The 23079-nt window shown below is 68.6% G+C and carries 20 protein-coding genes; 4 read left to right on the top strand and 16 right to left on the bottom strand.

Annotated elements, in window-relative coordinates; all coding sequences use genetic code 11:
- Positions 1-5: 5 nt before the first annotated feature.
- On the top strand, positions 6-152 hold the full coding sequence (locus R2E43_RS25220; RefSeq protein WP_016326208.1) for a hypothetical protein: 147 nt from the start codon (positions 6-8) through the stop codon (positions 150-152).
- Positions 153-334: 182 nt separating this feature from the next.
- On the opposite strand, the gene R2E43_RS25215 is transcribed toward R2E43_RS25220, so the two are convergent.
- The gene (locus R2E43_RS25215) at positions 335-520 is read right to left on the bottom strand and encodes a hypothetical protein (RefSeq protein ID WP_003976198.1); all 186 of its coding nucleotides are present in this window, start codon (positions 518-520) and stop codon (positions 335-337) included.
- 204 nt (positions 521-724) lie between these two features.
- On the opposite strand from R2E43_RS25215, the gene R2E43_RS25210 reads away from it, so the two are divergent.
- Complete coding sequence (locus tag R2E43_RS25210) at positions 725-2281, top strand: recombinase family protein (RefSeq protein ID WP_332057133.1); 1557 nt, start codon at positions 725-727, stop codon at positions 2279-2281.
- A 135-nt stretch (positions 2282-2416) separates the two neighbouring features.
- Here R2E43_RS25210 and R2E43_RS25205 read toward each other — a convergent pair whose 3' ends face one another.
- Positions 2417-3352: a hypothetical protein gene (locus R2E43_RS25205; RefSeq protein ID WP_011028450.1), complete on the bottom strand. Its 936-nt coding sequence runs from the start codon at positions 3350-3352 to the stop codon at positions 2417-2419.
- 163 nt (positions 3353-3515) lie between these two features.
- On the opposite strand from R2E43_RS25205, the gene R2E43_RS25200 reads away from it, so the two are divergent.
- The gene (locus R2E43_RS25200; RefSeq protein ID WP_332056594.1) at positions 3516-4217 is read left to right on the top strand and encodes a hypothetical protein; all 702 of its coding nucleotides are present in this window, start codon (positions 3516-3518) and stop codon (positions 4215-4217) included.
- Positions 4218-4256: 39 nt separating this feature from the next.
- On the opposite strand, the gene R2E43_RS25195 is transcribed toward R2E43_RS25200, so the two are convergent.
- From R2E43_RS25195 to R2E43_RS25145, 11 genes are all read right to left on the bottom strand, one after another.
- Positions 4257-4442, bottom strand: a complete 186-nt coding sequence (locus R2E43_RS25195) for a hypothetical protein (RefSeq protein ID WP_332056593.1) — start codon at positions 4440-4442, stop codon at positions 4257-4259.
- 23 nt (positions 4443-4465) lie between these two features.
- Positions 4466-6415, bottom strand: a complete 1950-nt coding sequence (locus R2E43_RS25190; RefSeq protein ID WP_003976193.1) for a TIGR03960 family B12-binding radical SAM protein — start codon at positions 6413-6415, stop codon at positions 4466-4468.
- A 114-nt stretch (positions 6416-6529) separates the two neighbouring features.
- Entirely contained in the window at positions 6530-7726 is a 1197-nt protein-coding gene (gene rodA / locus R2E43_RS25185) for a rod shape-determining protein RodA (RefSeq protein WP_003976192.1), read from the bottom strand.
- Positions 7723-10032 carry a penicillin-binding protein 2 gene (gene mrdA / locus R2E43_RS25180; RefSeq protein ID WP_011028453.1) on the bottom strand — a complete coding sequence of 770 codons (2310 nt, stop codon included), beginning with the start codon at positions 10030-10032 and terminating at the stop codon, positions 7723-7725. Before mrdA ends, rodA begins: the two co-directional genes overlap by 4 nt.
- A gap of 52 nt (positions 10033-10084) precedes the next feature.
- The gene (gene mreD / locus R2E43_RS25175; protein ID WP_003976190.1) at positions 10085-10756 is read right to left on the bottom strand and encodes a rod shape-determining protein MreD; all 672 of its coding nucleotides are present in this window, start codon (positions 10754-10756) and stop codon (positions 10085-10087) included.
- A gap of 13 nt (positions 10757-10769) precedes the next feature.
- The gene (mreC, locus tag R2E43_RS25170; RefSeq protein WP_030869935.1) at positions 10770-11813 is read right to left on the bottom strand and encodes a rod shape-determining protein MreC; all 1044 of its coding nucleotides are present in this window, start codon (positions 11811-11813) and stop codon (positions 10770-10772) included.
- 182 nt (positions 11814-11995) lie between these two features.
- Positions 11996-13015 (bottom strand): rod shape-determining protein, encoded by a 1020-nt coding sequence (locus R2E43_RS25165; RefSeq protein WP_007449816.1) that lies wholly within the window; start codon positions 13013-13015, stop codon positions 11996-11998.
- A gap of 319 nt (positions 13016-13334) precedes the next feature.
- Entirely contained in the window at positions 13335-13748 is a 414-nt protein-coding gene (gene ndk, locus R2E43_RS25160) for a nucleoside-diphosphate kinase (protein ID WP_003976187.1), read from the bottom strand.
- Between the two features lie 124 nt (positions 13749-13872).
- Positions 13873-14229 (bottom strand): DUF4233 domain-containing protein, encoded by a 357-nt coding sequence (locus tag R2E43_RS25155; RefSeq protein WP_003976186.1) that lies wholly within the window; start codon positions 14227-14229, stop codon positions 13873-13875.
- 6 nt (positions 14230-14235) lie between these two features.
- Entirely contained in the window at positions 14236-15759 is a 1524-nt protein-coding gene (gene folC, locus R2E43_RS25150; RefSeq protein ID WP_003976185.1) for a bifunctional tetrahydrofolate synthase/dihydrofolate synthase, read from the bottom strand.
- Positions 15760-16051: 292 nt separating this feature from the next.
- Positions 16052-18676: a valine--tRNA ligase gene (locus tag R2E43_RS25145; RefSeq protein WP_016326212.1), complete on the bottom strand. Its 2625-nt coding sequence runs from the start codon at positions 18674-18676 to the stop codon at positions 16052-16054.
- Positions 18677-18813: 137 nt separating this feature from the next.
- On the opposite strand from R2E43_RS25145, the gene R2E43_RS25140 reads away from it, so the two are divergent.
- Positions 18814-19821 carry a hypothetical protein gene (locus tag R2E43_RS25140; RefSeq protein WP_191849454.1) on the top strand — a complete coding sequence of 336 codons (1008 nt, stop codon included), beginning with the start codon at positions 18814-18816 and terminating at the stop codon, positions 19819-19821.
- Positions 19822-19892: 71 nt separating this feature from the next.
- Here R2E43_RS25140 and clpX read toward each other — a convergent pair whose 3' ends face one another.
- The 3 genes from clpX to R2E43_RS25125 form a co-directional block, all read right to left on the bottom strand.
- On the bottom strand, positions 19893-21179 hold the full coding sequence (clpX, locus tag R2E43_RS25135) for an ATP-dependent Clp protease ATP-binding subunit ClpX (RefSeq protein WP_003976182.1): 1287 nt from the start codon (positions 21177-21179) through the stop codon (positions 19893-19895).
- Positions 21180-21370: 191 nt separating this feature from the next.
- Positions 21371-22081 carry an ATP-dependent Clp protease proteolytic subunit gene (locus tag R2E43_RS25130; RefSeq protein WP_011028458.1) on the bottom strand — a complete coding sequence of 237 codons (711 nt, stop codon included), beginning with the start codon at positions 22079-22081 and terminating at the stop codon, positions 21371-21373.
- Between the two features lie 50 nt (positions 22082-22131).
- Positions 22132-22737, bottom strand: coding sequence for an ATP-dependent Clp protease proteolytic subunit (locus R2E43_RS25125; protein ID WP_030186848.1), 606 nt, complete (start codon positions 22735-22737; stop codon positions 22132-22134).
- Positions 22738-23079 lie beyond the last annotated feature (342 nt).

Here is a 23079-nt window from a genome sequence, read left to right as displayed (position 1 = left end):
TTCGCATGGCCGACGGGTTGGTGGAGCGCCACCAGATCAGCGGGAACGCCGCTGCCGGGCCCCGAGAAATCGATGTGCTGCTCGCCGATATGAGTGGTTACGAGCAGGCGAACCGATGGACACGGGATGCGCTGGCCGACGACGCCGGGTGAAGCCAGGCCCGGCCTCTCGCACGCCAGGTCCTCATCGAGTTGACTGGCGAGTGGGAGCACCCGCTACCCAGCATCCAAGTGATCCGCTGACGCGGATGATCGCCTGGCCCGCTGGGGGTGTCACTTCGGTTGGATGTGTCTGATCCTGCAGGTCACCTCGGGTCCCGCTCCATCCCTCACCCTCACACCCACTCGACGTCCGACGAGACGGCCGAGGGGGGACCAGGCGGCGGCAGCGGCGTTTTCAGTGCCTTCTTCGCCGGCTGCCGCTGATCCTTCTGCGAGCCGAGCGAGTTCAGCGCCGCCGCCGCAGCCGACTGCGTGCCGTCAGCCAGAGCATCAGCGATGCAGTGAAGCGGCTCGCTCATCCCAGGCCCCACGTTCCTGCTGGGCAGCCGGACTTCTTGACCGTCAGCGGCAGCAGCTTCTTGCCCGTCGGACCGACCTTGATCTCGGTGTCCATCGCCGGGCATATGGAAAAAAGCCTAAAACTATCCGCGAGCTGCGCCACGCTGTCTGACATGAGGAAACGAGGACAGCGCCGACTCGCGGCAGACCGAGCGGCCTACAGCGTGGAAGCCGAGTGGACCGAGGCCGACCTTGCCCTGTTGGAGGAGCTCACACGGGCTGAGGCCCTACTCCCCCAGAACGCACCCCGGGCGCTCTTATCCATCCGCTTGTCCGTACTGACAGACGACACGACGTCGCCGGTACGGCAGGAGCTCGATCTCCGCATCCTGGCAAGGGAACGCGGGAGTCGAGTCGTCGGCGTCGCCTCCGATCTGAACGTGTCGGCGACGAAGGTTCCGCCATGGAAGCGGAAGGAACTCGGGGAGTGGCTGAACAACCGCTCCCCCGAGTTCGACGAGCTCTTGTTCTGGAAGCTCGACCGCTTCGTACGTCGTCTCTCCGATCTCTCGACGATGATCGAGTGGAGCCTGAAGCGCGGGAAGAACCTGGTCTCCAAGAACGACAGCCTTGATCTCACGACGACCGCCGGAAAGATCATGGTCACGATCATCGGCGGCATCGCCGAGATCGAGGCGGCCAACACCTCGACCCGGGTTGCGAGTCTGTGGGACTACGCGAAGTCGCAGGAAGACTGGATCATCGGGAAGCCGGCGTACGGCTACGTCACGGACGAGGACGACACGGGGAAGGTCGTTCTCGTCATCGATCCCGAGGCGGCCAAGGCCCTGCACTGGGCCCGACGCATGGCGCTCCGGGGACGCTCCGCCGGGTTCATGGTGCGCTGCTTGAAGCGGTCCGGCCTGATGACCCAGGGGCTCACCGTGGCAACGCTCCTCCGACGGCTGCGCAACCCTGCGCTCCTCGGCTACCGAGTAGAAGAGGACAAGAACGGCGGGCAGCGACGATCGAAGCCGCTCCTCGGCAAGGACGGCAGGCCGCTCAAAGCCGCCCCTCCCCTCTTTACTGAGGAAGAGTTCGAGACTCTCGGCGCCGCTCTCGACAAGCGCAGGAAGAACCAGCCGCCGCGCCGTGTCGGCGGTGCGACGCAGTTCCTCGGAGTCCTGCTGTGCGCCGACTGCAAGACGAACATGACCGTGCAGATCACGAACAACACGCACGGGACGTACCAGTACCTGCGGTGCCGCAACTGCAAGAGCGGCGGACTCGGAGCGCCCAACCCGGAGCGGGTCTACGAGCGCCTGGTGCAGGACGTACTCAAGGTCCTCGGAGACTTCCCCGTGCAGGTCCGTCAGTACGCCGAGGGCGCCGAGGCCCGCAAGGAGATCAAGCGCCTTCAAGAGACCGTCGCGCTGTACATGACGGATCTCGAACCCGGAGGCCGGTACACGAAGACGCGGTTCACGAAGGAGCAGGCGGAGGCGACGTTGGACAAGCTCATCAGTGAGCTCGAAGCGATCAACCCCGAGACCGCGAAGGATCGGTGGGTCAACGTCCACGGCGGCAAGACGTTCCGTGAGCACTGGCAGGAAGGCGGCATGGAGGCCATGTCCGCGGACCTGTACCGGGTCGGGATCCGCTGCGAGGTGACCCGCACGAAAGTGCCGAAGGTCCGAGCCCCCAAGGTGCACCTCCGCCTACTGATCCCGAAGGACGTACGCGAGCGACTCGTGATCCGAGAGGACGACTTCGCGCAGTGAGGGAGCGGGCCAGGCGGCCAAGACAGGTGACAGGGACGGCCGGGACGATACACGTGGACCGCGTAACCACCCGACGTGAAATCCCCCGCTCGGTCGCGCAGCCCCAACCGCCGCCACAAACCAACGGATCCGAAGTCACGGATGACGACCAGTGGCCCGCAGATCAGCCGCGTGTCGCCGCAGCTGTTCGGTTTCAGTTAGATCGCGCTCCACCTCATCGATCCAGCCCCTGATGCGATCCTCATGCGCAGAATGCTTCAAGCACGCTCGCAGCGCGGTCGCAAGGACCTTGAGCTTGTTTTCATAGAACGAGACGTATTCCTCCATCCCTATCGCGTGCGGATAGAACGAGCCGTTGAAGATCACAGCGACTTCAGCGAGGCCCTGCGGGGCCAGTTCACGAACCCTATTGGCGATCTGGGAAATATATTCCTTGATTTCGACGGGACTCTCCCAGGACGGCGGACCATAGGCCGGAACCATCATCGGTTCAGACATTGTCTGCCGCCTCACCTTTCTACCCTTACCGCCTTCCAAGAAAAGGCACACTTGATAGAATTCCCTTCCTCGTGCAGCATCTTTTGCAACAAGAGAAAGCGCAAAGCGGTCCACGTCTCCCGGATCGATTTCCAGGTTGACCGTTTTTCCGTAACTCCCTTCAAGCAGCGGAAAGTTGATGGCGTAGGAGCCGCTAGGCCCAATTCGCCGCTCGCTCATAACCCCCGGCTCCGACACCGGAACCGGCATCCTGACCACGCTCGGCGAGTCGATAGGGGGGACGTAAAGTGCACCCTTCAGCTCTACCTTCAACCGTCTGACTAATCCCTTTCGATCTCCGTCGTTGCGCACAGCAATATCCAGCAGGGGCCGGTCGGGAACAATTGCATTCAGTAGTTGTACGTCGGTTTCCGGCTCTGCCAGGAGGTCCGCTCCCTCGCATACCCAGACGTCGAATATACTGACATCTCCGTCCAACTTTCGGCGGGCTCTGAGTGCCGCCCATGCGGCCACAGCCGCCGCAACGACAGTTGTGCCCCAACCCCCGATGGCCACGATTATCCCGTCGGACATGATCCTCCCCAAGCAGAGGGCGAGTGGTGCTCACATCGCCCACCTCATGCCCCGCAATGTACTGCCGCAGGGGCTCGGCCCTCCCCGCTCCGATTCAACTGTTCGCAGCGTTTCCCATGCAGCGACCGAGGCGTTGTCAGCGGCGTGCGCTTCGATGTGCTGCATGACCGTTCACGACGTGGCCCGCACCCTGCCCGGCATCCCGGCCCTGCACGATCTCTGCCGTTCCCTCTCGATGGCGGAAGCCATCGTGAACCCCGGCGGCGAAGGGCGGCACCACACCTTCAACCGCTCCTGGTCTCGGACGGAAGAGCTTGCCTCGATGCGGAACGGCTCCGGAGACGAGTTCGACATCGTCTTCTCGGCCGCCGGCGCGTACGTGCGCGGCTTCGCCCATGAATCGCCGCTCAGTCCGTATCACCAGCGAGACGACTACGAACCCTGGCCGGGGGTGGTGGACGCCGTACCCGCCGCCTTCCAGCGCTATGTGCATGAGCCCCTCTTCACCGACGAGGATGGCACGCCCGTCGTGACGGTGTGCCTGTGGCGCCATGCGGTTGCCGACCGCTGGGAGACCGGAGACATCGACTTCCCCGAAGGGCACCCCGATCCGGACGGCACGACCGGACTGTTCGGCCTTCTGGCGAGACCGGAGCCCGAAGCCTTCAAGGCGTTCGCCGAGGACTACTACGAGACCGCGGTTTCCCTTGAGGCGCTGCGGCACATCTACGACCTGCGTCCTCTCGACCAAGCCGTGATCGCCATGCTCAATCCCCTGGCGCCCGTGACAGATGTCGTGCAAGACGCCCTTGCCATCGGCTACCCCATCTCCCCCGCCCTGCGGACCGGTCCCCGGACCGACTGACCCTGCCGTAGCAGGTCACCGCAGGCCGCTCTCCGGCCCTCACACCCACTCCACGTCCGACGAGACGTCCGAAGGGACGGCAGGCGGCGGCAGCGGCGTTCTCGGTGCCTTCTTCGCCGGCTGCCGCCGATCCTTCTTCAAGCCGAGCGCGGTCAGCACCGCCACCGCATCCGACTCTGTGACGTCAGCCACAGCGTCAGCGATGCGGTGAAGCGGCTCGCTCATCCCACAGCCCCCGTATCCGCGGGTCAGTCGGACTTCTTGACCGTCAGCGGCAGCAGCTTCTTGCCCGTCGGGCCCGTTTGTGGCCATGTGTCGAACTGGGGGCAGACGCCGCAGTCGAAGCACGGGGTCCAGCGGCAGTCGTCGACCTCGGTCTCGTCGAGGGCGTCCTGCCAGTCCTCCCAGAGCCACTCCTTGTCGAGGCCGGAGTCGAGGTGGTCCCAGGGCAGGACCTCCTCGTAGCCGCGCTCGCGGGTGGTGTACCAGTCGACGTCGACGCCGGTCGGCTCCAGGGCCTTGTCGGCGCAGGCCATCCAGCGGTCGTAGGAGAAGTGCTCGCGCCAGCCGTCGAAGCGGCCGCCGTCGTCGTAGACGGCGCGGATGACGGCGCCCAGGCGGCGGTCGCCGCGGGAGAGGAGGCCCTCGACGATGCCGGGCTTGCCGTCGTGGTAGCGGAAGCCGATGGAGCGGCCGTACTTCTTGTCGCCGCGGATCTTGTCGCGGAGCTTCTGGAGGCGGGCGTCCGTCTCCTCCGCCGACAGCTGCGGGGCCCACTGGAAGGGGGTGTGGGGCTTGGGGACGAAGCCGCCGATGGAGACCGTGCAGCGGATGTCGCCGGAGCCGGAGACCTCGCGGCCCTTGGCGATGACCCGGGTGGCCATGTCGGCGATCTGGAGGACGTCGTCGTCGGTCTCGGTGGGCAGGCCGCACATGAAGTACAGCTTCACCTGGCGCCAGCCGTTGCCGTAGGCCGTCGCGACGGTGCGGATGAGGTCGTCCTCGGAGACCATCTTGTTGATGACCTTGCGGATGCGCTCGGAGCCGCCCTCGGGGGCGAAGGTGAGGCCGGAGCGGCGGCCGTTGCGGGTCAGCTCGTTGGCCAGGTCGATGTTGAAGGCGTCGACGCGGGTGGAGGGGAGGGACAGGCCGATCTTGTCCTCCTCGTACCGGTCGGCGAGGCCCTTGGCGACGTCGGCGATCTCCGTGTGGTCGGCGGAGGAGAGGGAGAGCAGGCCGACCTCCTCGAAGCCGGTCGCCTTGAGGCCCTTGTCGACCATCTCGCCGATGCCGGTGATGGAGCGCTCGCGCACCGGGCGGGTGATCATGCCGGCCTGGCAGAAGCGGCAGCCGCGGGTGCAGCCGCGGAAGATCTCCACGGACATGCGCTCGTGGACGGTCTCGGCGAGCGGGACCAGGGGCTGCTTGGGGTAGGGCCACTCGTCGAGGTCCATGACGGTGTGCTTGGAGACCCGCCACGGGACGCCGGAGCGGTTGGGGACGACGCGGGCGATGCGGCCGTCGGGGAGGTACTCGACGTCGTAGAAGGCGGGGACGTAGACGCCGCCGGTCTTCGACAGGCGGAGGAGGAGTTCCTCGCGGCCGCCGGGGCGGCCCTCGGCCTTCCAGGCGCGGATGATCGCGGTGACTTCCAGGACGGCCTGTTCGCCGTCGCCGATGACCGCGCAGTCGATGAAGTCCGCGATCGGCTCGGGGTTGAACGCCGCGTGGCCGCCGGCCAGGACGATCGGGTCGTCGATGCCGCGGTCCTTCGCCTCCAGCGGGATGCCCGCCAGGTCCAGGGCGGTGAGCATGTTGGTGTAGCCCAGCTCCGTGGAGAAGGAGAGGCCGAAGACGTCGAAGGCGCCGACGGGGCGGTGGCTGTCGACGGTGAACTGCGGGACGGAGTGCTCCCGCATCAGCTCCTCGAGGTCCGGCCAGACGCTGTAGGTGCGCTCGGCGAGGACGCCCTGCTGCTCGTTGAGCACCTCGTACAGGATCATGACGCCCTGGTTGGGCAGGCCGACCTCGTAGGCGTCGGGGTACATCAGGGCCCAGCGGACGTCGCAGGATGCCCACTCCTTGACCGTGGAGTTCAGCTCTCCGCCGACGTATTGGATCGGCTTCTGCACATGCGGGAGCAGTGCTTCGAGCTGCGGAAACACGGACTCGGCGGCCGGGGAGGCTTCGGCAGGCATCTCACGGGACCTTCGTGTGCTGACAAGGGGGACCATCCAGCCTAACCCGGCCGGACCGGTCCCCCTTACCGCTCACCCCCCGGGCGCCGTACCGCTGCCGCCCCGGGCGCCGTACTACGCCGACATCGGTCTCTGCACGGTGATCGACTGGAGCAGGCCGACCGCTATCCAGACGGCGAACATGGAGGAGCCGCCGTAGGAGACGAAGGGCAGGGGCAGGCCGGTGACCGGCATGATGCCCAGGGTCATGCCCACGTTCTCGAAGGTCTGGAAGGCGAACCACGCGACGATCCCGGCGGCGACCACCGTGCCGTACAGGTCGGGGGTGCTGCGGGCGATGCGGCAGCCGCGCCAGAGGACCACGCCGAGCAGGGCGATGATGAGTCCGGCGCCGAGGAAGCCCAGTTCCTCGCCGGCGACGGTGAAGACGAAGTCGGTCTGCTGCTCGGGGACGAAGCGGCCGGTGGTCTGGGAGCCCTCGAAGAGGCCTGAGCCGGTGAGTCCGCCGGAGCCGATGGCGATGCGGGCCTGGTTGGTGTTGTAGCCGACGCCCGCGGGGTCGAGGGCGGGGTTGGCGAAGGCGGCGAAGCGGGCGATCTGGTAGTCGTCCAGGATGCCGAGCTGCCAGACGGCGAGCGCGCCCGCGGTGCCGGCGCCGAGCAGGCCGAAGATCCAGCGGTTGCTGGCGCCGGAGGCGAGCAGGATGCCGAGCACGATGATGACCATGACCATGACCGACCCGAGGTCGGGCATGAGCATCACGATGAGCATCGGCACGGTGGCCAGGCCGAGGGCCTGGAGCACGGTGCGGTGGTCGGGGTGCGGCCGGTCCCCCGCGTCGACGCGCGCGGCCAGCAGCATCGCCATGCCCAGGATGATCGTGATCTTCACGAACTCCGAGGGCTGCAGCGAGAAGCCGCCGGGGAGCTTGATCCAGGAGTGGGCGCCGTTGATGGTCGAGCCGAGGGGGGTGAGCACCAGCAGGATCAGGAACACCGAGAAGCCGTACAGGAGCGGCACGGCGGTGCGCAGGGCGCGGTGGCCGAGCCAGACGGTGGCGACCATCAGGGCGAGCCCGATGCCGGTGTTCAGCAGGTGCCGGGTGAGGAAGTAGTACTGGTCGCCCTGGTTGAGTTCGGTGCGGTTGCGGGTCGCGGAGTAGACGAGCAGCGAGCCCATCAGGGAGAGCGCCACGGCGGCCAGCAGTATCGGCCAGTCGAGCCGCCGGGCCATGGAGTCCCGTGCGAACAGGCGGGTCCAGCCGGCCTTGTCGGGGCCGTACCCGGAGACGTGGAAGCTGTTGCCGGTCATACGCGTGCCCTCCGGCTTCTTCCCCTGCCGCCCGGCCGGGCGCCGCGCCCGGCGCCGCGTGCGCCGCCGCGCCGCCGGTGGCGCCGGGTGTCGCGGTTCTCCCCGTTCTGGTTGGGGGTGGTCGCGGGCTGGTCGCCCTCCTCGACGGGGGCGTACTCCTCGTCCGGGGAGGCCTTCTCGTCGGGCTGGAGCTGCTTGACGACGTCCTTCGGCATCTTCGGCGAGAGGATCGTGCCGTCGGTCTTGATCTTCGGGAGGCTCGCCTGCGGCTTGGGCAGCAGCGCCTTCTTCGGGTCGATGTCGCCGTCGTCGGAGACGCCGTACAGCGCGTCGTAGATGTTGCGGACGGCGGGTCCCGAGGCGCCGGAGCCGGTGCCGCCCTGGGAGATCGTCATGACGATCGAGTAGTCCTTGGTGTACGTCGCGAACCAGGACGTGGTCTGCTTGCCGTAGACCTCGGCGGTACCGGTCTTGGCGTGCATCGGGATCTTGTCCTGCGGCCAGCCGACCTGGGCGAACCGCCAGGCGGCGGTGCCGCGGCTGGCGACGCCGGCGAGGGCCTCGTCCATCTTGGTCAGCGTGGTCTTGCTTATGGGCAGCTTGCCGTGGGCCGTGGGCTCGATCTCGCGGACGGTCTTGCCGTCGGGGCTGACGACGGCCTTGCCGATGCTCGGGTCGTAGAGGGTGCCGCCGTTGGAGATGGCCGCGTAGATGGTGGCCATCTGGATGGGGGTGACGAGGGTGTCGCCCTGGCCGATGGAGTAGTTGATGGAGTCACCGGCGCGCATCTTGTTGCCGCTGTGGCAGTTCTCGTACGCGATCTTCTCGACGTAGGAGCCGTCCTTCTTGCCGGACTTGCACCAGGCGTCCTTGTTGGCCTCCCAGTAGTCCTGCTTCCACTGGCGGTCGGGGACGCGGCCGGTGACCTCGTTGGGGAGGTCGATGCCGGTCTTGGCGCCGAGGCCGAACTGGTGGGCGGCCTTGTAGAAGTAGTCGTGGGGGTTCTTGGGGTTCATCCCGCCGTCCTTCTTCCACTCCTGGTGGGACAGGCGGTAGAAGACGGTGTCGCAGGAGAGCTCCAGGGCGCGGCCGATGGTGATCATGCCCTCGTTGGCCGACTCGAAGTTCTTGAAGACCTGGCCGCCGACGTTGTAGGCGCTGGAGCAGTCGTAGTTGCCGTCGAAGTCGTAGCCGGCCTCGACCGCTCCGGCCGAGGAGACGACCTTGAAGATGGAGCCGGGGGCCGCCTGGCCCTGGGTGGCGCGGTTGAGCAGCGGGTAGTTGGAGTCCTTGCCGGTGAGCTTCTTGTAGTCCTTGGCGGAGATGCCGCCGACCCAGGCGTTGGGGTCGTAGTCGGGGTTGGAGGCCATGGCGACGACGCGGCCGGTCTTGGCCTCCATCACCACGACCGCTCCGGCGTCGGCCTCGTAGGTCCGGTTGGTGTTGCGGTCCATCTCCTTGCGGGCGGCCTTCATCGCCTCGTTCAGCTCGTACTCGGCGACCCGCTGGACGCGGGCGTCGATGCTGGTGACGAGGTTGGAGCCGGGGGTGCCCGGGTCGGACTCGGCCTCGCCGATGACGCGGCCGAGGTTGTCGACCTCGTAGCGCGTGACGCCGGCCTTGCCGCGCAGCGCCTTGTCGTACTGGCGCTCCAGACCGGAGCGGCCGACCTGGTCGGAGCGCAGGTAGGGCGAGTCGGTGTCCTGGGCCTTCTGCAGTTCCTCGTCGGTGACCGGCGAGAGGTAGCCGAGGACCTGGGCGGTGTTGGACTTGCCGGGGGCGGCGTAGCGGCGTACGGCCATGGGTTCGGCGGTGATGCCGGGGAAGTCCTCGGCGCGTTCGCGGATCTGCAGGGCCTGCTTGACGGTGGCCTCGTCGGTGACGGGGATCGGCTGGTAGGGCGAGCCGTTCCAGCAGGGCTGCGGGGTCTCGGCGTCGCAGAGCCGGACCTTGTCGATGACGTCCTGGGGCTTCATGCCGAGGACGCCGGCGAGCTTGGTGAGGACGGCCTTGCCGTCGTCCTTCATCTTCAGCAGGTCGGTGCGGGAGGCGGAGACGACGAGCCGGGTCTCGTTGTCGGCGAGGGCGACGCCGCGGGCGTCCAGGATCGAGCCGCGGGTGGCGGGCTGGACGACCTGCTGGACGTGGTTGCCGGAGGCCTCCTCGGCGTACTCGTCGCCCTGGCGGATCTGGAGGTACCAGAGGCGGCCGCCGAGGGTGGCGAGGAGGGAGAGGACGAGGATCTGGATGACGACGAGCCGGGTCTGGACGCGGGTGCTGCGGCCGGTCTCGGGGATGTTGGTCACTGGTTCTGGCTCCCCCTCACGAAGTGTGCGCTGCTGGAATGCTGCCGCGTCGTCACAGCCGCTTGACCCCCTTGATGCGTCCGGCGCGGGCCACGCGGGCGCGGGCCGTCTTCACCCGCAGCGCGTTGCGCTGTCTGCCGATGCGCAGGCCGGTGCCCGAGGAGAGCCAGCCGGAGGAGATGTCGGGGCTCTGGGCGGCGGAGTTGGTGTCGGCCAGCGGGTCGTGTTCGGCGCGCCGGGCGAGCGCCATGATGCCGGGGACGACGAAGGGCGCGAGCAGCAGGTCGTACAGGGCGGCCGTGAACAGCAGGCTGGGCAGGCCGACGTGGCGGGCGGCGGTGTCGCCGACGAGGGCGCCGACGCCCGCGTAGAGCAGGGTGGTGCCGACGGCGGCGGCGACCACGACGACCATGGGGCCGGTGGCCGAGCGGAGCCGTCCGTTGTCCGGTCTGGCGAGTCCGGCGAGGTAGCCGATGACGCAGAGCACGAGGGCGTAGCGGCCGGCGGCGTGGTCGGCGGGCGGGGCGAGGTCGGCGAGGAGTCCGGCGCCGAAGCCGACGAGGGCGCCGCCGACGTGGCCGTAGACCAGGGCGAGGCCGAGGACGGTGAGCAGCAGCAGGTCGGGGACGGCGCCGGGCAGGTGGAGGCGGGCGAGGACGCTCACCTGGATCACCAGGGCGACGACGACGAGGGCGACGGACAGCAGGATCCGGTTGACGCGCATGGGGTGATGGCTCCTACGGCTCGGGCTGCTCGTTCTGCTGCTCTGTCTGGTCGTTCTGGCCGGTCGCGTCGTTCTGGCCGGTCGCGTCGTCCTGTCCGGTCGCGTCGTCCTGTCCGGCCTCGTCGTTCCGGGTCTGGCCCTCGGGGTCGGCCCCGGGGGTGACGGTGACGGTCACGGTCGGCGTGGGCTTCGGCTGCTTCTTGTCCGGGAGCACCGTGTCGCGCGGGTCCTTCGACGGGGCCTGGACGACGACGCCGACGATGTCGAGCTTGGTGAAGCTGACGAACGGCGTGACGTCGAGGATGCGGGTGAGGTCGCCGCCGTTGGGGTCGACGCGGGTGATGGTGCCGACGGGCACGCCCGGCACGAAGGGCTTGTCGGCCTGGGAGCCGAAGGTGACGAGGCGGTCGCCCTTCTTGACGTCGGCCTTGCCGTTGAGGAGTTCGACGCGCAGCGGGCGGCTGCCCTGGCCGGAGGCGAAGCCGAGTTCGTCGCCGGACTCCATCCGGGTGCCGACGGTGAAGTCCGGGTCGTTGGCGAGCAGCACGGTGGCGGTGTTGGGGCCGACGGTGGTCACGCGTCCGACGAGGCCGTCACCGTTGAGGACGGTCATGTCGCGCTTCACGCCGTCGTTGGCACCGGCGTCGATGGTGATGGTCCAGGAGAAGCCCTGGGCCGCTCCTATGGCGATGACCTGGGCACCCTTGATGCCGTACTGTCCGGCGCCGGCCAGCCCGAGCATCTTGTCGAACTGCTTCAGCCGGCTGCGGCCGCGCTCGTCGCTGCCGAGCTTCGCCTTGAGGGCCGCGTTCTCCGTCTCCAGCCGCGCGAGCCGGTCGTGCCGGTCGCCGGAGTCGCGGACCGCGGAGACCGCGTTGCCGACGGGGTCGACCGCGGAGGAGACCCCGTTCTCGATCGGACCGAAGACGTTGGCGGCGGCCTGCCGGGCACCGTCGACCGGTGAGTCCTCCCCGCCGCGGATGTCCACCGTGATCAGTGCGAACGCGATGGCGATCAGCAGTACCAGGAGCAGCCGGCTCTCTTTCGTGTCCCTCACGTGCGGCGGCCGTGCCTTCCTCGTCGGAATTCGGGAATCTCGGAATGTACGTGGCGGTGTTCAGGAATTGAGCTGATTCGGTACGTCGGGCGCTTCACGCGCATCCGGTACCGCAACCCTCTATATCAACGATCCGCCGCACGAGAGGAGATCGTCTCGTACGGCGGAACCGAAGTGTTACGTCATCTGCGGGGCGAGGCGTCCAGCACCTGCTGGAGCGCCTCGAACTCCTCGACGCACTTGCCGCTGCCGAGCGCCACGCTGTCCAGCGGGTCCTCGGCGATGTGGATCGGCATCCCGGTCTCCCGGCGCAGCCGTTCGTCGAGCCCGCGCAGCAGCGCGCCGCCGCCGGTCAGGACGATGCCCCGGTCCATGATGTCGCCGGACAGCTCCGGCGGACACTTGTCGAGGGTCGTCTTGACGGCGTCGACGATGGCGTTGACCGGCTCCTCGATCGCCTTGCGCACTTCGGCGGCGGAGATGACGACGGTCTTGGGCAGCCCGGAGACGAGGTCCCGGCCGCGGATTTCGGTGTGCTCGTCGGAGTCGAGGTCGTACGCCGAACCGATCGTGATCTTGATCTGTTCGGCCGTGCGCTCACCCAGCAGAAGGCTGTACTCCTTCTTCACGTGCTGGATGATCGCGTTGTCCAGCTCGTCACCCGCGACGCGGATGGACTGGGCCGTGACGATGCCGCCGAGCGAGATGACCGCGACCTCCGTGGTGCCGCCGCCGATGTCCACCACCATGTTGCCCGTGGCCTCGTGGACCGGCAGGCCGGAGCCGATGGCCGCGGCCATGGGCTCCTCGATGATGTGCACCTGCCGGGCGCCGGCCTGGGACGACGCCTCGATGACGGCGCGGCGCTCGACGCCGGTGATGCCCGAGGGCACACAGACGACGACCCGCGGCCGAGCCAGATACCGCCGCTTGTGGATCTTCAGGATGAAGTAGCGGAGCATCCGCTCGGTGATCTCGAAGTCGGCGATGACGCCGTCCTTCAGCGGGCGCACGGCAACGATGTTGCCGGGCGTGCGCCCGATCATCTTCTTCGCTTCGGCGCCGACCGCGAGGATGCCACCGGTGTTGGTGTTGATCGCGACGACGGACGGCTCGTTGAGTACGATCCCGCGACCCCTGACGTACACCAGCGTGTTGGCGGTCCCGAGGTCGACAGCCATGTCACGGCCGATGAACGACATTGAGTTCCCCATCAGGATTCGACTGGCCTTCCCAGGAGCTTTTGAGGGCTTTTCAGGTAGGCGAAGTGGGTGCAGTGACGCGTGGAGGCTTCCATCGTAGACGCGCTTTCGCGAACACTGCGCGAGGGTCTTCGCCATTGTCAGCAGATGGCGCACCGCCTCGCTTGTGGAGACGGGCCAACGGTGGCATCCGTTCCCCCGAACAGGCGCGCATATGCCACAGGGCGGTCGCTTTTACGCGACCGCCCCGGCTCCGCCCGGTCCATTCGACTGACATGGCGTCAGAAAAAAGGCGCTCCCGGCGTGTCCCGAAGAAGGATCAGACCCGGCCCGGGAAGAAGATCTTCAGCTCGCGCTCGGCGGACTCCTCGGAGTCGGAGGCGTGGATCAGGTTCTCGCGGACGATCACGCCGTAGTCCCCGCGGATGGAGCCCGGGGCGGCGGCGATCGGGTCGGTCGGACCGGCCAGCGCGCGCACGCCCTCGATGACCCGCTCGCCCTCGACGACCATCGCCACGACCGGCCCGGAGGCCATGAACTCGACCAGCGGCTCGTAGAAGGGCTTGCCCTTGTGCTCGCCGTAGTGCTGCTCCAGCGTCTCGGTGTCCAGGGTGCGCAGTTCCAGCGCGGTGATCTGCCAGCCGGCCTTGCGCTCGATGCGGCTGATGATCTCGCCGGTCAGGCCACGACGGACGGCGTCGGGCTTGAGGAGGACGAGGCTGCGCTGGGTCACGAGGGCTCCCTTGGAGGTGTTCGAGATGTGCGGTCGTGCGGGTGATGACAGAGGTTACCGGGCGTGTCGCGGCGTCCGTCACGCAGCGTCAGGCCTACCGGGCCCCGTCGGCCGCGTTCCGCACTCAGGCGGGGTCGGGTGCGGAGGCCTCGGCCTGGGCCGCGAACCGCGCCTTCGCCTCGTCGATCTTCCGCCCGTAGTGCACGGAGGCCCACCACAGGGCGGCGAAGATCGCGCCGAGGAAGAACATGGTCGGCACCACGAAGCCGGCGGCGATCAGCGCGATCTGCAGCGCCCAGCCGAGGGCGATCCCGCCGGGCCGGGTGATGACCCCGCACAGCAGCACGCTGAGGACCATCGCGATGCCGCTGACCGTCCACACCGTCCCCATGGACAGGTCCGGGTCCTTCATGGCGACCAGTCCGGCGAAGCCGATCACGAAGAACTCGCCGATCAGCGTCGAAGCACAGAGCGTACGCACGGTTTCTCAGCCCCTCCTCAGGAGCAGTCGGGCCTCGCCGACGGTGATGACGGAACCGGTGACGAGCACACCGCCGCCGGCGAACTCGCCCTCCTCCTCGGCCAGCGTGATCGCGGCCTCCAGGGCGTCCGGCAGCCGCGGCTCGACCTGGACGCGGTCGTCGCCGAAGACCTCGACGGCGACCGCGGCCAGCTCGTCGGCGTCCATCGCGCGGTGGCTGGAGTTCTGGGTGACGACGACCTCGGCGAAGACCGGCTCGAAGGCTTCGAGGAGCCCCCGCACGTTCTTGTCGGCGCTGGCGCCGACCACCCCGATGAGGCGGCTGAACTGGAAGGCCTCCCCCACCGCCTCGGCGGTGACCCGGGCGCCGGCCGGGTTGTGCGCGGCGTCGAGGACCACGGTCGGCGAGCGCCGCACCACCTCCATCCGCCCCGGCGAGGCGACGGAGGCGAAGGCCTTGCGCACGGTGTCGACGTCCAGCGGCTCGGGACGCTGCGCGCCGACGCCGAAGAACGCCTCGACGGCGGCCAGCGCGACCGCCGCGTTGTGCGCCTGGTGGGCGCCGTGCAGCGGCAGGTAGACCTCGGTGTACTCGCCGCCCAGTCCGCGCAGGGTGACCAGCTGCCCGCCGACGGCGACCTCGCGGGCCACGACGCCGAACTCCAGCCCCTCGCGGGCCACGGTGGCGTTGACGTCGACGGCCTTCTTCAGCATCACCTGCGCCGCGTCCACCGGCTGCTGGGCCAGGATGACGGTGGCGTCCTGCTTGACGATGCCGGCCTTCTCGACCGCGATCTCGCCGGGCGTCCCGCCGAGCCGGTCGGTGTGGTCCAGGTCGATGGGGGTGACGACGGCCACGTCCCCGTCGATGACGTTGGTGGCGTCCCAGGAGCCGCCCATCCCGACCTCGACGACGGCCACGTCCACGGGTGCGTCGGCGAAGGCGGCGTACGCCATGCCGGTCAGCACCTCGAAGAAGGACAGCCGGTACTCCTGCTGCGCGTCGACCATCTCGACGTACGGCTTGATGTCCTCGTAGGTCTCGATGAACCGCTCGGCGGAGATCGGCGCCCCGTCCAGGCTGATCCGCTCGGTGATCGACTGCACGTGCGGCGAGGTGTACCGCCCGGTGCGCAGATCGAAGGCGCCGAGCAAGGCCTCGATCATGCGGGCGGTGGAGGTCTTGCCGTTGGTCCCGGTGATGTGGATGGAGGGGTACGAGCGCTGCGGCTCGCCCAGTACGTCCATCAGCGCGGCGATCCTGGTGACGGACGGCTCCAGCTTGGTCTCGCCCCAGCGGCCGGCCAGCTCCGTCTCGACGGCGCGCAGGGCCGCGTCCACCTCGGGGTCCTCCGGGCGCCCGGGGACGTCGGCCTCCGGGGGGCCGCCCTGGGTGCGCAGGGTGCGGCTGCCGGCCTCGATGACGGCGAGGTCGGGGTCGCGGGTGGTCTCCGCGTCGATGATCTCGTCGAAGGAGTCGAGGGGGGCGGAGGGGTCGGGCTGGTCGTTCTGGCCGGGGTTGTCGCTCACGGGGACCAGTCTACGTACCCGGTCCCCCGTAACCGCGGGCAGTCGGGCCGCCTGGGGCGATGGGGGTCCCCCCGCTCGAGCGAAGCCGAGAGTGGGGGAGGGTGGGCGCGGCGGCACCCCGTCAGCGCCGGGCCGGGCGACCCACCCGCCGTCAACCGAGGGTGCCCGGAGCCGATCGGGCCCGAGGCGCCTTCGGTTGCCGTCACGGTGGGTGTGCTCGCCCGCGCCTGCGGGGTGCCGCCGCGCCCACCCGTGCCGCCCCAGCGGCACGACTGCCCGCAGGCGGCGGCGACTACGCCTCCGGCAGCTTCTCCAGCTGGGCGGTGATGCGGGTGATGTCCTCGTCCGCCTTGGCCAGGCGGCCCCGGATCTTGTCCACGACCTGGTCCGGTGCCTTCGCCAGGAACGCCTCGTTGCCGAGCTTGGCGTTCGCCTGGGCCTTCTCCTTCTCCGCCGCCGCGAGGTCCTTCGCCAGCCGCTTGCGCTCGGCGGCGAAGTCGATGACCCCGGAGAGGTCGAGGGCCACCTCGACGCCGGCGACCGGCAGCGTGGCCGTCGCCGTGAAGGCGTCGCCCTCCGGCTGGAGCCGCAGCAGCTGCCGGACGGCCGCCTCGTGGGCCGCGAGCGCGCTGCCCGCGAGGGTGAGCCGGGCCGGGACCCGCTGGCCGGGCTGGAGCCCCTGGTCGGCACGGAAGCGGCGGACCTCGGTGATGACCGACTGGACGGTCTCGATCTCCCGCTCGGCGCCGGCGTCCCGGAAACCGGAGTCCGTCGGCCACTCGGCGATGACGACCGACTCGCCGCCCGTGAGCGTCGTCCACAGCGTCTCCGTGACGAAGGGGACGACCGGGTGGAGGAGACGCAGCGTCACGTCCAGGACCTCGCCCAGGACGCGCTTCGAGACCTCGGCCGCCTCGCCGCCCGCCTGGAAGGTGGTCTTGGACAGCTCGACGTACCAGTCGAAGACCTCGTCCCAGGCGAAGTGGAACAGGGCGTCGGAGAGCTTCGCGAACTGGTAGTCCTCGTAGTACGCGTCGACCTCGGCGACGACCGAGTTCAGGCGGGAGAGGATCCAGCGGTCGGTCGAGGACATCCTCGACGCGTCCGGCAGCGGGCCCTCGACCGTCGCGCCGTTCATCAGCGCGAAGCGGGTGGCGTTCCAGATCTTGTTGGCGAAGTTGCGGGAACCCTGGACCCAGTCCTCGCCGATCGGGACGTCGACGCCCGGGTTGGCGCCGCGCGCGAGGGTGAAGCGCAGGGCGTCGGAGCCGTACTTGTCCATCCAGTCCAGCGGGTTGACCACGTTCCCGAAGGACTTGGACATCTTCTTGCCGTTCTGGTCACGGACCATGCCGTGCAGGGCGATGGTGTGGAACGGCGGGGTGCCGTCCATCGCGTAGAGGCCGAACATCATCATCCGGGCGACCCAGAAGAAGAGGATGTCGTAGCCGGTGACCAGGACGGAGTTCGGGTAGAACTTCGCGAGCGACTCGGTCTGCTCGGGCCAGCCGAGCGTGGAGAACGGCCACAGGCCGGAGGAGAACCAGGTGTCCAGGACGTCGGAGTCCTGGTACCAGCCCTCGCCGCTCGGCGGCTCCTCGCCGGGTCCGACGCAGACGACCTCGCCCTCGGGGCCGTACCAGACGGGGATGCGGTGGCCCCACCACAGCTGGCGCGAGATGCACCAGTCGTGGAGGTTGTCGACCCAGTCGAAGTACCGCTTCTCCATCTCCTGCGGGTGGATCTTGACCTTGCCGTCGCGGACCGCGTCACCGGCGGCCTTCGCCAGCGGACCGACCTTGACCCACCACTGCATGGACAGGCGCGGCTCGATGGTGGTCTTGCAGCGCGAGCAGTGGCCGACGGAGTGGACGTAGGGCCGCTTCTCGGCGACGATCCGGCCCTCGGCGCGCAGCGCGGCGACGATGGCGGAGCGGGCCTCCAGGCGGTCCTGGCCCTGGAAGGGGCCGTGGGCGGTGATGACGGCGTGCTCGTCCATCACGGCGATGGACGGCAGGCCGTGCCGCTGGCCGATCTCGAAGTCGTTCGGGTCGTGGGCGGGCGTCACCTTGACGGCGCCGGTGCCGAACTCGGGGTCGACGTGCTCGTCGGCGACGACCGGGATGGAGCGGTCGGTCAGCGGCAGCTTGATGAGCTTGCCGACCAGGTGCTTGTAGCGCTCGTCCTCGGGGTGGACGGCGACGGCGGTGTCGCCGAGCATCGTCTCCGCGCGGGTGGTGGCGACGACGATGGTCTCGTCGCCCTCCCCGTACTTCATGGAGACCAGCTCGCCGTCGTCGTCCTGGTACTCGACCTCGATGTCGGAGATCGCGGTCAGACAGCGCGGGCACCAGTTGATGATGCGCTCGGCGCGGTAGATCAGCTCGTCGTCGTAGAGCCGCTTGAAGATGGTCTGGACGGCCTGGGAGAGGCCCTCGTCCATCGTGAAGCGCTCGCGCGACCAGGCGACCGCGTCGCCGAGGCGGCGCATCTGGCCGGAAATCTGCCCTCCGGACTCGCTCTTCCACTGCCAGACGCGCTCGACGAAGGCCTCCCGGCCGAGGTCGTGCCGGGACTTGCCCTCCTTGCCCAGCTCGCGCTCGACGACGTTCTGGGTGGCGATGCCGGCGTGGTCCATGCCGGGCTGCCACAGCGTCTCGTAGCCCTGCATGCGCTTGCGGCGGGTCAGGGCGTCGATGAGCGTGTGCTCGAAGGCGTGCCCGAGATGCAGGCTGCCCGTGACGTTCGGCGGCGGGATGACGACGGTGTACGGCGGCTTGTCGCTCTTCGCGTCGGCTTCGAAGTAACCCCGTTCCACCCAGCGCTCGTACAGCTGCCCCTCTACCTCGGCCGGCGTGTACTGGGTCGGCAGTTCGGTGCTGGGTGCGGGCTGCGGCTGCTGAGAGTTCTCGGTCACGGGGTCAGTTTACGGGCGTCACGGCGCTGTCCCGAAACGCGTTTCTTCTGTAACGGTGCGGCCCCCGGTGACCTGCGCACGCCAGGTCTGAGTCAGGATGTCAGAACCACGTAAAGCATCCGAGGGGGAACCCAGGAATGAGTCACAACCAGCCGGGCCCGTACGGCGGGCAGCCCCAGCAGCCCGGACCGTACGGCCAGCCGGGCCCGTACGGTCAGCAGCCGCCGCAGGCTCCCCAGCCCGGCTACGGCTACCCCCAGCAGACGCCTCCCCCGCAGCAGCCGGGCTACGGCTACCCGCAGCAGCCCCAGCAGGGCGGCGTCCCCCCGCAGGCTCCGCCGTACGGCCAGCAGCCCGGCTACGGCCAGCAGCCCCCTTACGGCCAGCAGCCGCCCTACGGTCAGCAGCCGTACGGCATGCCCCAGCCACCGGCTCCGGGCGGTGGCGGCAAGAAGAAGGCCGGTCTGATCATCGGCGCGGTCGCCGTCGTGGCGGCGATCGGCGTGGGGGTCTACTTCGTGATCGGCGGCGGCGGTGGCGCGGGCGGCCTGGAGGACGACGGCGCCCACAAGCTGACGACGCCGGCGACGGTGCTCACCGATTACAAGCGCGCCAGCGACGAGGCCGCCGAGACCGACTCGGACACGGTCAAGGACCTTGAGAAGAGTGGCGTCAAGGACGGCACGAGCGTGACCGGTTTCTACACCACCGCGGACCTCACGGGGTACGACCCTTCGGACCCGAGCACTGCCCCCGACCCCAGTGAAATGGCGACCGCCAAGGGCATCACCTACCTCGGCGCGTACGGGAAGATCTCGGACCCGGAGGCGGTGCTCGACAAGTTCTTCGCCGAGTTCAAGAAGGAGTCCGAGAAGAACTCGTCTTCCTCCTCCGAGACGGGAGGCGGCGGCAAGGCCGTGGGCGAGCCCGAGTCGGTCGACATCGACGGCGCGGTCATGAAGTGCCAGGGCGTCGAGGGCACCAACCCGGTCTCCAAGAAGGAAAAGACCGACTGGATCTGTGCTTGGGCCGACTACAGCACGATCGCCCTGGTCTCCCCGGGTGACGCCACCAAGGGTGTGCCGAAGGACGTCGCCGTCGACATCACCACCAAGCTCCGCAAGGAAATCCGCGTCAAGGCCTGACGCGGAGCGGCAACGTGGAGGGGGCCCGGTCGAGCGACCGGGCCCCCTCCACATGTGTTCGTACGGTGCGGCTACGCCGTCTTCTGCTCGCCCGGGCCGCGCCCCCGCGAATCCCGGGGGATCAGCGTCGGGTTGACGTTGGAGAGGACCACGTCGGCGGTGATGACGACGCGGGCGACGTCCTTGCGGGAGGGGACCTCGTACATGACGCCCTGGAGGACTTCCTCCATGATGGCGCGCAGGCCGCGGGCGCCGGTCTGGCGCAGGATCGCCTGGTCGGCGATGGCCTCCAGGGCCTCGCGCTCGAAGTCCAGCTCCACGCCGTCGAGTTCGAAGAGGCGCTCGTACTGCTTGACGAGGGCGTTGCGCGGCTCGACCAGGATCTGGAGGAGCGCCTCGCGGTCGAGGTTGTGGACGGAGGTGATGACGGGCAGCCGGCCGATGAACTCGGGGATCATGCCGAACTTGACCAGGTCCTCCGGCATGACCTGCTCGAACTGGTCCTTGGACTCGATCTCCCGCTTGGAGCGGATCTGCGCGCCGAAGCCGATGCCCTTGGCGCCGGCCCGGCCCTCGATGATCTTCTCCAGGCCCGCGAAGGCACCGCCCACGATGAACAGCACGTTCGTCGTGTCGATCTGGATGAACTCCTGGTGCGGGTGCTTGCGGCCGCCCTGCGGCGGGACGGAGGCGGTGGTGCCCTCCAGGATCTTCAGCAGGGCCTGCTGGACGCCCTCGCCCGACACGTCGCGCGTGATGGAGGGGTTCTCACTCTTCCGCGCGACCTTGTCGATCTCGTCGATGTAGATGATCCCGGTCTCGGCCTTCTTGACGTCGTAGTCGGCGGCCTGGATCAGCTTCAGCAGGATGTTCTCGACGTCCTCGCCGACGTACCCCGCCTCGGTGAGCGCCGTGGCGTCGGCGATCGCGAACGGGACGTTCAGCATGCGGGCGAGGGTCTGGGCGAGGAGGGTCTTGCCGGAGCCCGTGGGGCCCAGCAGGAGGATGTTGGACTTCGCCAACTCGATGGCGTCCTCGCGGCCTTGGGCGCCGCCGTTCTCGCCGGCCTGGACCCGCTTGTAGTGGTTGTACACCGCGACGGAGAGGGCCTTCTTGGCCGCCTCCTGGCCGACCACGTAGCTCTCGAGGAACTCGTAGATCTCGCGGGGCTTGGGGAGCTCCTCCCAGCGCACCTCGCTGGTCTCGGCCAGCTCCTCCTCGATGATCTCGTTGCAGAGGTCGATGCACTCGTCGCAGATGTACACACCGGGCCCTGCGATGAGCTTCTTGACCTGCTTCTGGCTCTTCCCGCAGAACGAGCACTTGAGCAGATCGCCGCCGTCACCGATGCGTGCCACGGTGTGCTTCCCCTTCGCCTGGGAGACTCCCGGACGTCGACGTCACGTCAACGGCGGGCGGACTCCTGGTGCTGCCTTATGTCCGACGGTACCTTGCCGGGCCCCTCGTCCGGGCCCCCCTTGGCACGGTTCCCTTTGACGTGAATCGCGTCAAACCGTGCCAAGGAGCGGCAGACGATACAGCCTCTTGCCTAGCGGAGAGAGGAGTTGTCCATCTTCCGGGTGGTGATGATCTGGTCGATCAGGCCGTAGCTCAGCGCGTCCTCGGCCGTGAGGATCTTGTCGCGCTCGATGTCCTCGCGGATCTTCTCGACCGGCGTGGTGGAGTGCTTGGCCAGCATCTCCTCCAGCTGCGAGCGCATCCGGAGGATCTCGTTGGCGGCGATCTCCAGGTCGGAGACCTGACCGCGGCCGGTCTCGCTGTACGGCTGGTGGATCAGGACGCGGGCGTTCGGCAGCGCCATGCGCTTGCCCGGCGTACCGGCGGCCAGCAGGACGGCGGCGGCGGAGGCGGCCTGGCCCATGCAGACCGTCTGGACGTCCGGCTTCACGTACTGCATCGTGTCGTAGATGGCCGTGAGCGCGGTGAAGGAGCCGCCGGGGCTGTTGATGTAGACCGAGATGTCCCGGTCGGGGTCCATCGACTCCAGGCACAGCAGCTGCGCCATGACGTCGTTGGCCGAGGCGTCGTCGATCTGGACGCCGAGGAAGATCACCCGCTCCTCGAAGAGCTTCGCGTACGGGTCGTACTCGCGCACGCCCTGCGAGGTGCGCTCGACGAAGCGCGGGATGACGTAGCGGGACTCGGCCTGCGGGCCGGTGTAGCGGCCCTGGGAGGCGGCGCGCATGTCCTGTGCGGCGTTCACGCGGTCGTACAGGCCGCTGCCGGGGAAGTCGTTCACAGTGTCTCCTGTAAAGGGGCTGAGGCGGTCGGCTCGGGGCGGAGGATGGCTCAGGCGCCCGTGCCGCCGCCGCCCGGCATGCCGGCGGCCGTGGCGATGACGTCGTCGATGAGGCCGTACTCCTTGGCCTCGAAGGCGTCGAACCAGCGGTCGCGGTCCGAATCGCGGGTGATCTGCTCGATCGTCTGGCCGGTGTGCTGGGAGGTCAGCTCGGCCATGCGCCGCTTGGTGTGCAGCAGCCGCTCGGCGTGGATCTTGATGTCCGAGGCCGAACCGGCCAGGCCGGCGGAGGGCTGGTGGATCAGGATCTCGGCGTTCGGCAGCGCGAAGCGCTTGCCGGGGGTGCCCGCGCTGAGCAGGAACTGTCCCATGGAGGCCGCGAGACCCATCGCGATCGTCACCACGTCGTTCTTGATGTACTGCATGGTGTCGTAGATCGCCATGCCGGCCGTGATCGAACCGCCCGGGCTGTTGATGTACAGGAAGATGTCCTTGTCCGGGTCGGAGGCAAGGAGCAGCAGCTGTGCGGTGATCTTGTTGGCGATGTCGTCGTCGACCGGCTGGCCGAGGAAGATGATCCGCTCGCCGAGCAGTCGGTTGTAGACCTGGTCGCCGAGGCCGCCACCGATAGAGGGCTCGCCGGCGGCTGAGGGCATCAGATTCGTCACGTATCCACCTGCTCGTCTTACGACGGCGCCGGGCCGTCTCACGTTTCCCTGCGGGGCTGGAGCCGCTTTCCGGGACTCCCCTGCCCTCGTATTCATGGACCCTAACGCGGTGACCCTCCGGTGCCATCCCGGTTCTGCGGGTGTTCGCCGGGGGCGTAGCGCTCCGCGGGGTGCGCGGAGCGCCACCGCCGTGGCGGATTGGCCGGTTCCCGGGCGGCGGGCCGTCCGTGGCCCGTCGCGCGGTTCCCCGCGCCCCTGGGCGGGCTGTCCTGCCCTATACGAACGGGCCCCGGCGTCGGAACGTCCGGGGCCCGTTTCACATCCGTCGGG

Source organism: Streptomyces violaceoruber (assembly GCF_033406955.1).
Lineage (GTDB): Bacteria > Actinomycetota > Actinomycetes > Streptomycetales > Streptomycetaceae > Streptomyces > Streptomyces violaceoruber.
The sequence above is the reverse complement of the archived record's forward strand: the minus strand, read 5'-3'. Positions and strand labels throughout refer to the sequence as shown.

Bases quoted from the DNA above. Each gene is read 5' to 3' on its own strand.
- R2E43_RS25205 (WP_011028450.1), bottom strand. From the start codon at position 3,352: ATGTCCGACGGGATAATCGTGGCCATCGGGGGTTGGGGCACAACTGTC.
- mreD (WP_003976190.1), bottom strand. From the start codon at position 10,756: ATGCGCGTCAACCGGATCCTGCTGTCCGTCGCCCTCGTCGTCGTCGCC.
- R2E43_RS25200 (WP_332056594.1), top strand. From the start codon at position 3,516: ATGACCGTTCACGACGTGGCCCGCACCCTGCCCGGCATCCCGGCCCTG.
- R2E43_RS25165 (WP_007449816.1), bottom strand. From the start codon at position 13,015: ATGTCGTTCATCGGCCGTGACATGGCTGTCGACCTCGGGACCGCCAAC.
- R2E43_RS25215 (WP_003976198.1), bottom strand. From the start codon at position 520: ATGAGCGAGCCGCTTCACTGCATCGCTGATGCTCTGGCTGACGGCACG.
- R2E43_RS25190 (WP_003976193.1), bottom strand. From the start codon at position 6,415: ATGCCTGCCGAAGCCTCCCCGGCCGCCGAGTCCGTGTTTCCGCAGCTC.
- R2E43_RS25140 (WP_191849454.1), top strand. From the start codon at position 18,814: ATGAGTCACAACCAGCCGGGCCCGTACGGCGGGCAGCCCCAGCAGCCC.
- R2E43_RS25195 (WP_332056593.1), bottom strand. From the start codon at position 4,442: ATGAGCGAGCCGCTTCACCGCATCGCTGACGCTGTGGCTGACGTCACA.
- R2E43_RS25125 (WP_030186848.1), bottom strand. From the start codon at position 22,737: ATGCCCTCAGCCGCCGGCGAGCCCTCTATCGGTGGCGGCCTCGGCGAC.
- rodA (WP_003976192.1), bottom strand. From the start codon at position 7,726: ATGACCGGCAACAGCTTCCACGTCTCCGGGTACGGCCCCGACAAGGCC.
- R2E43_RS25220 (WP_016326208.1), top strand. From the start codon at position 6: ATGGCCGACGGGTTGGTGGAGCGCCACCAGATCAGCGGGAACGCCGCT.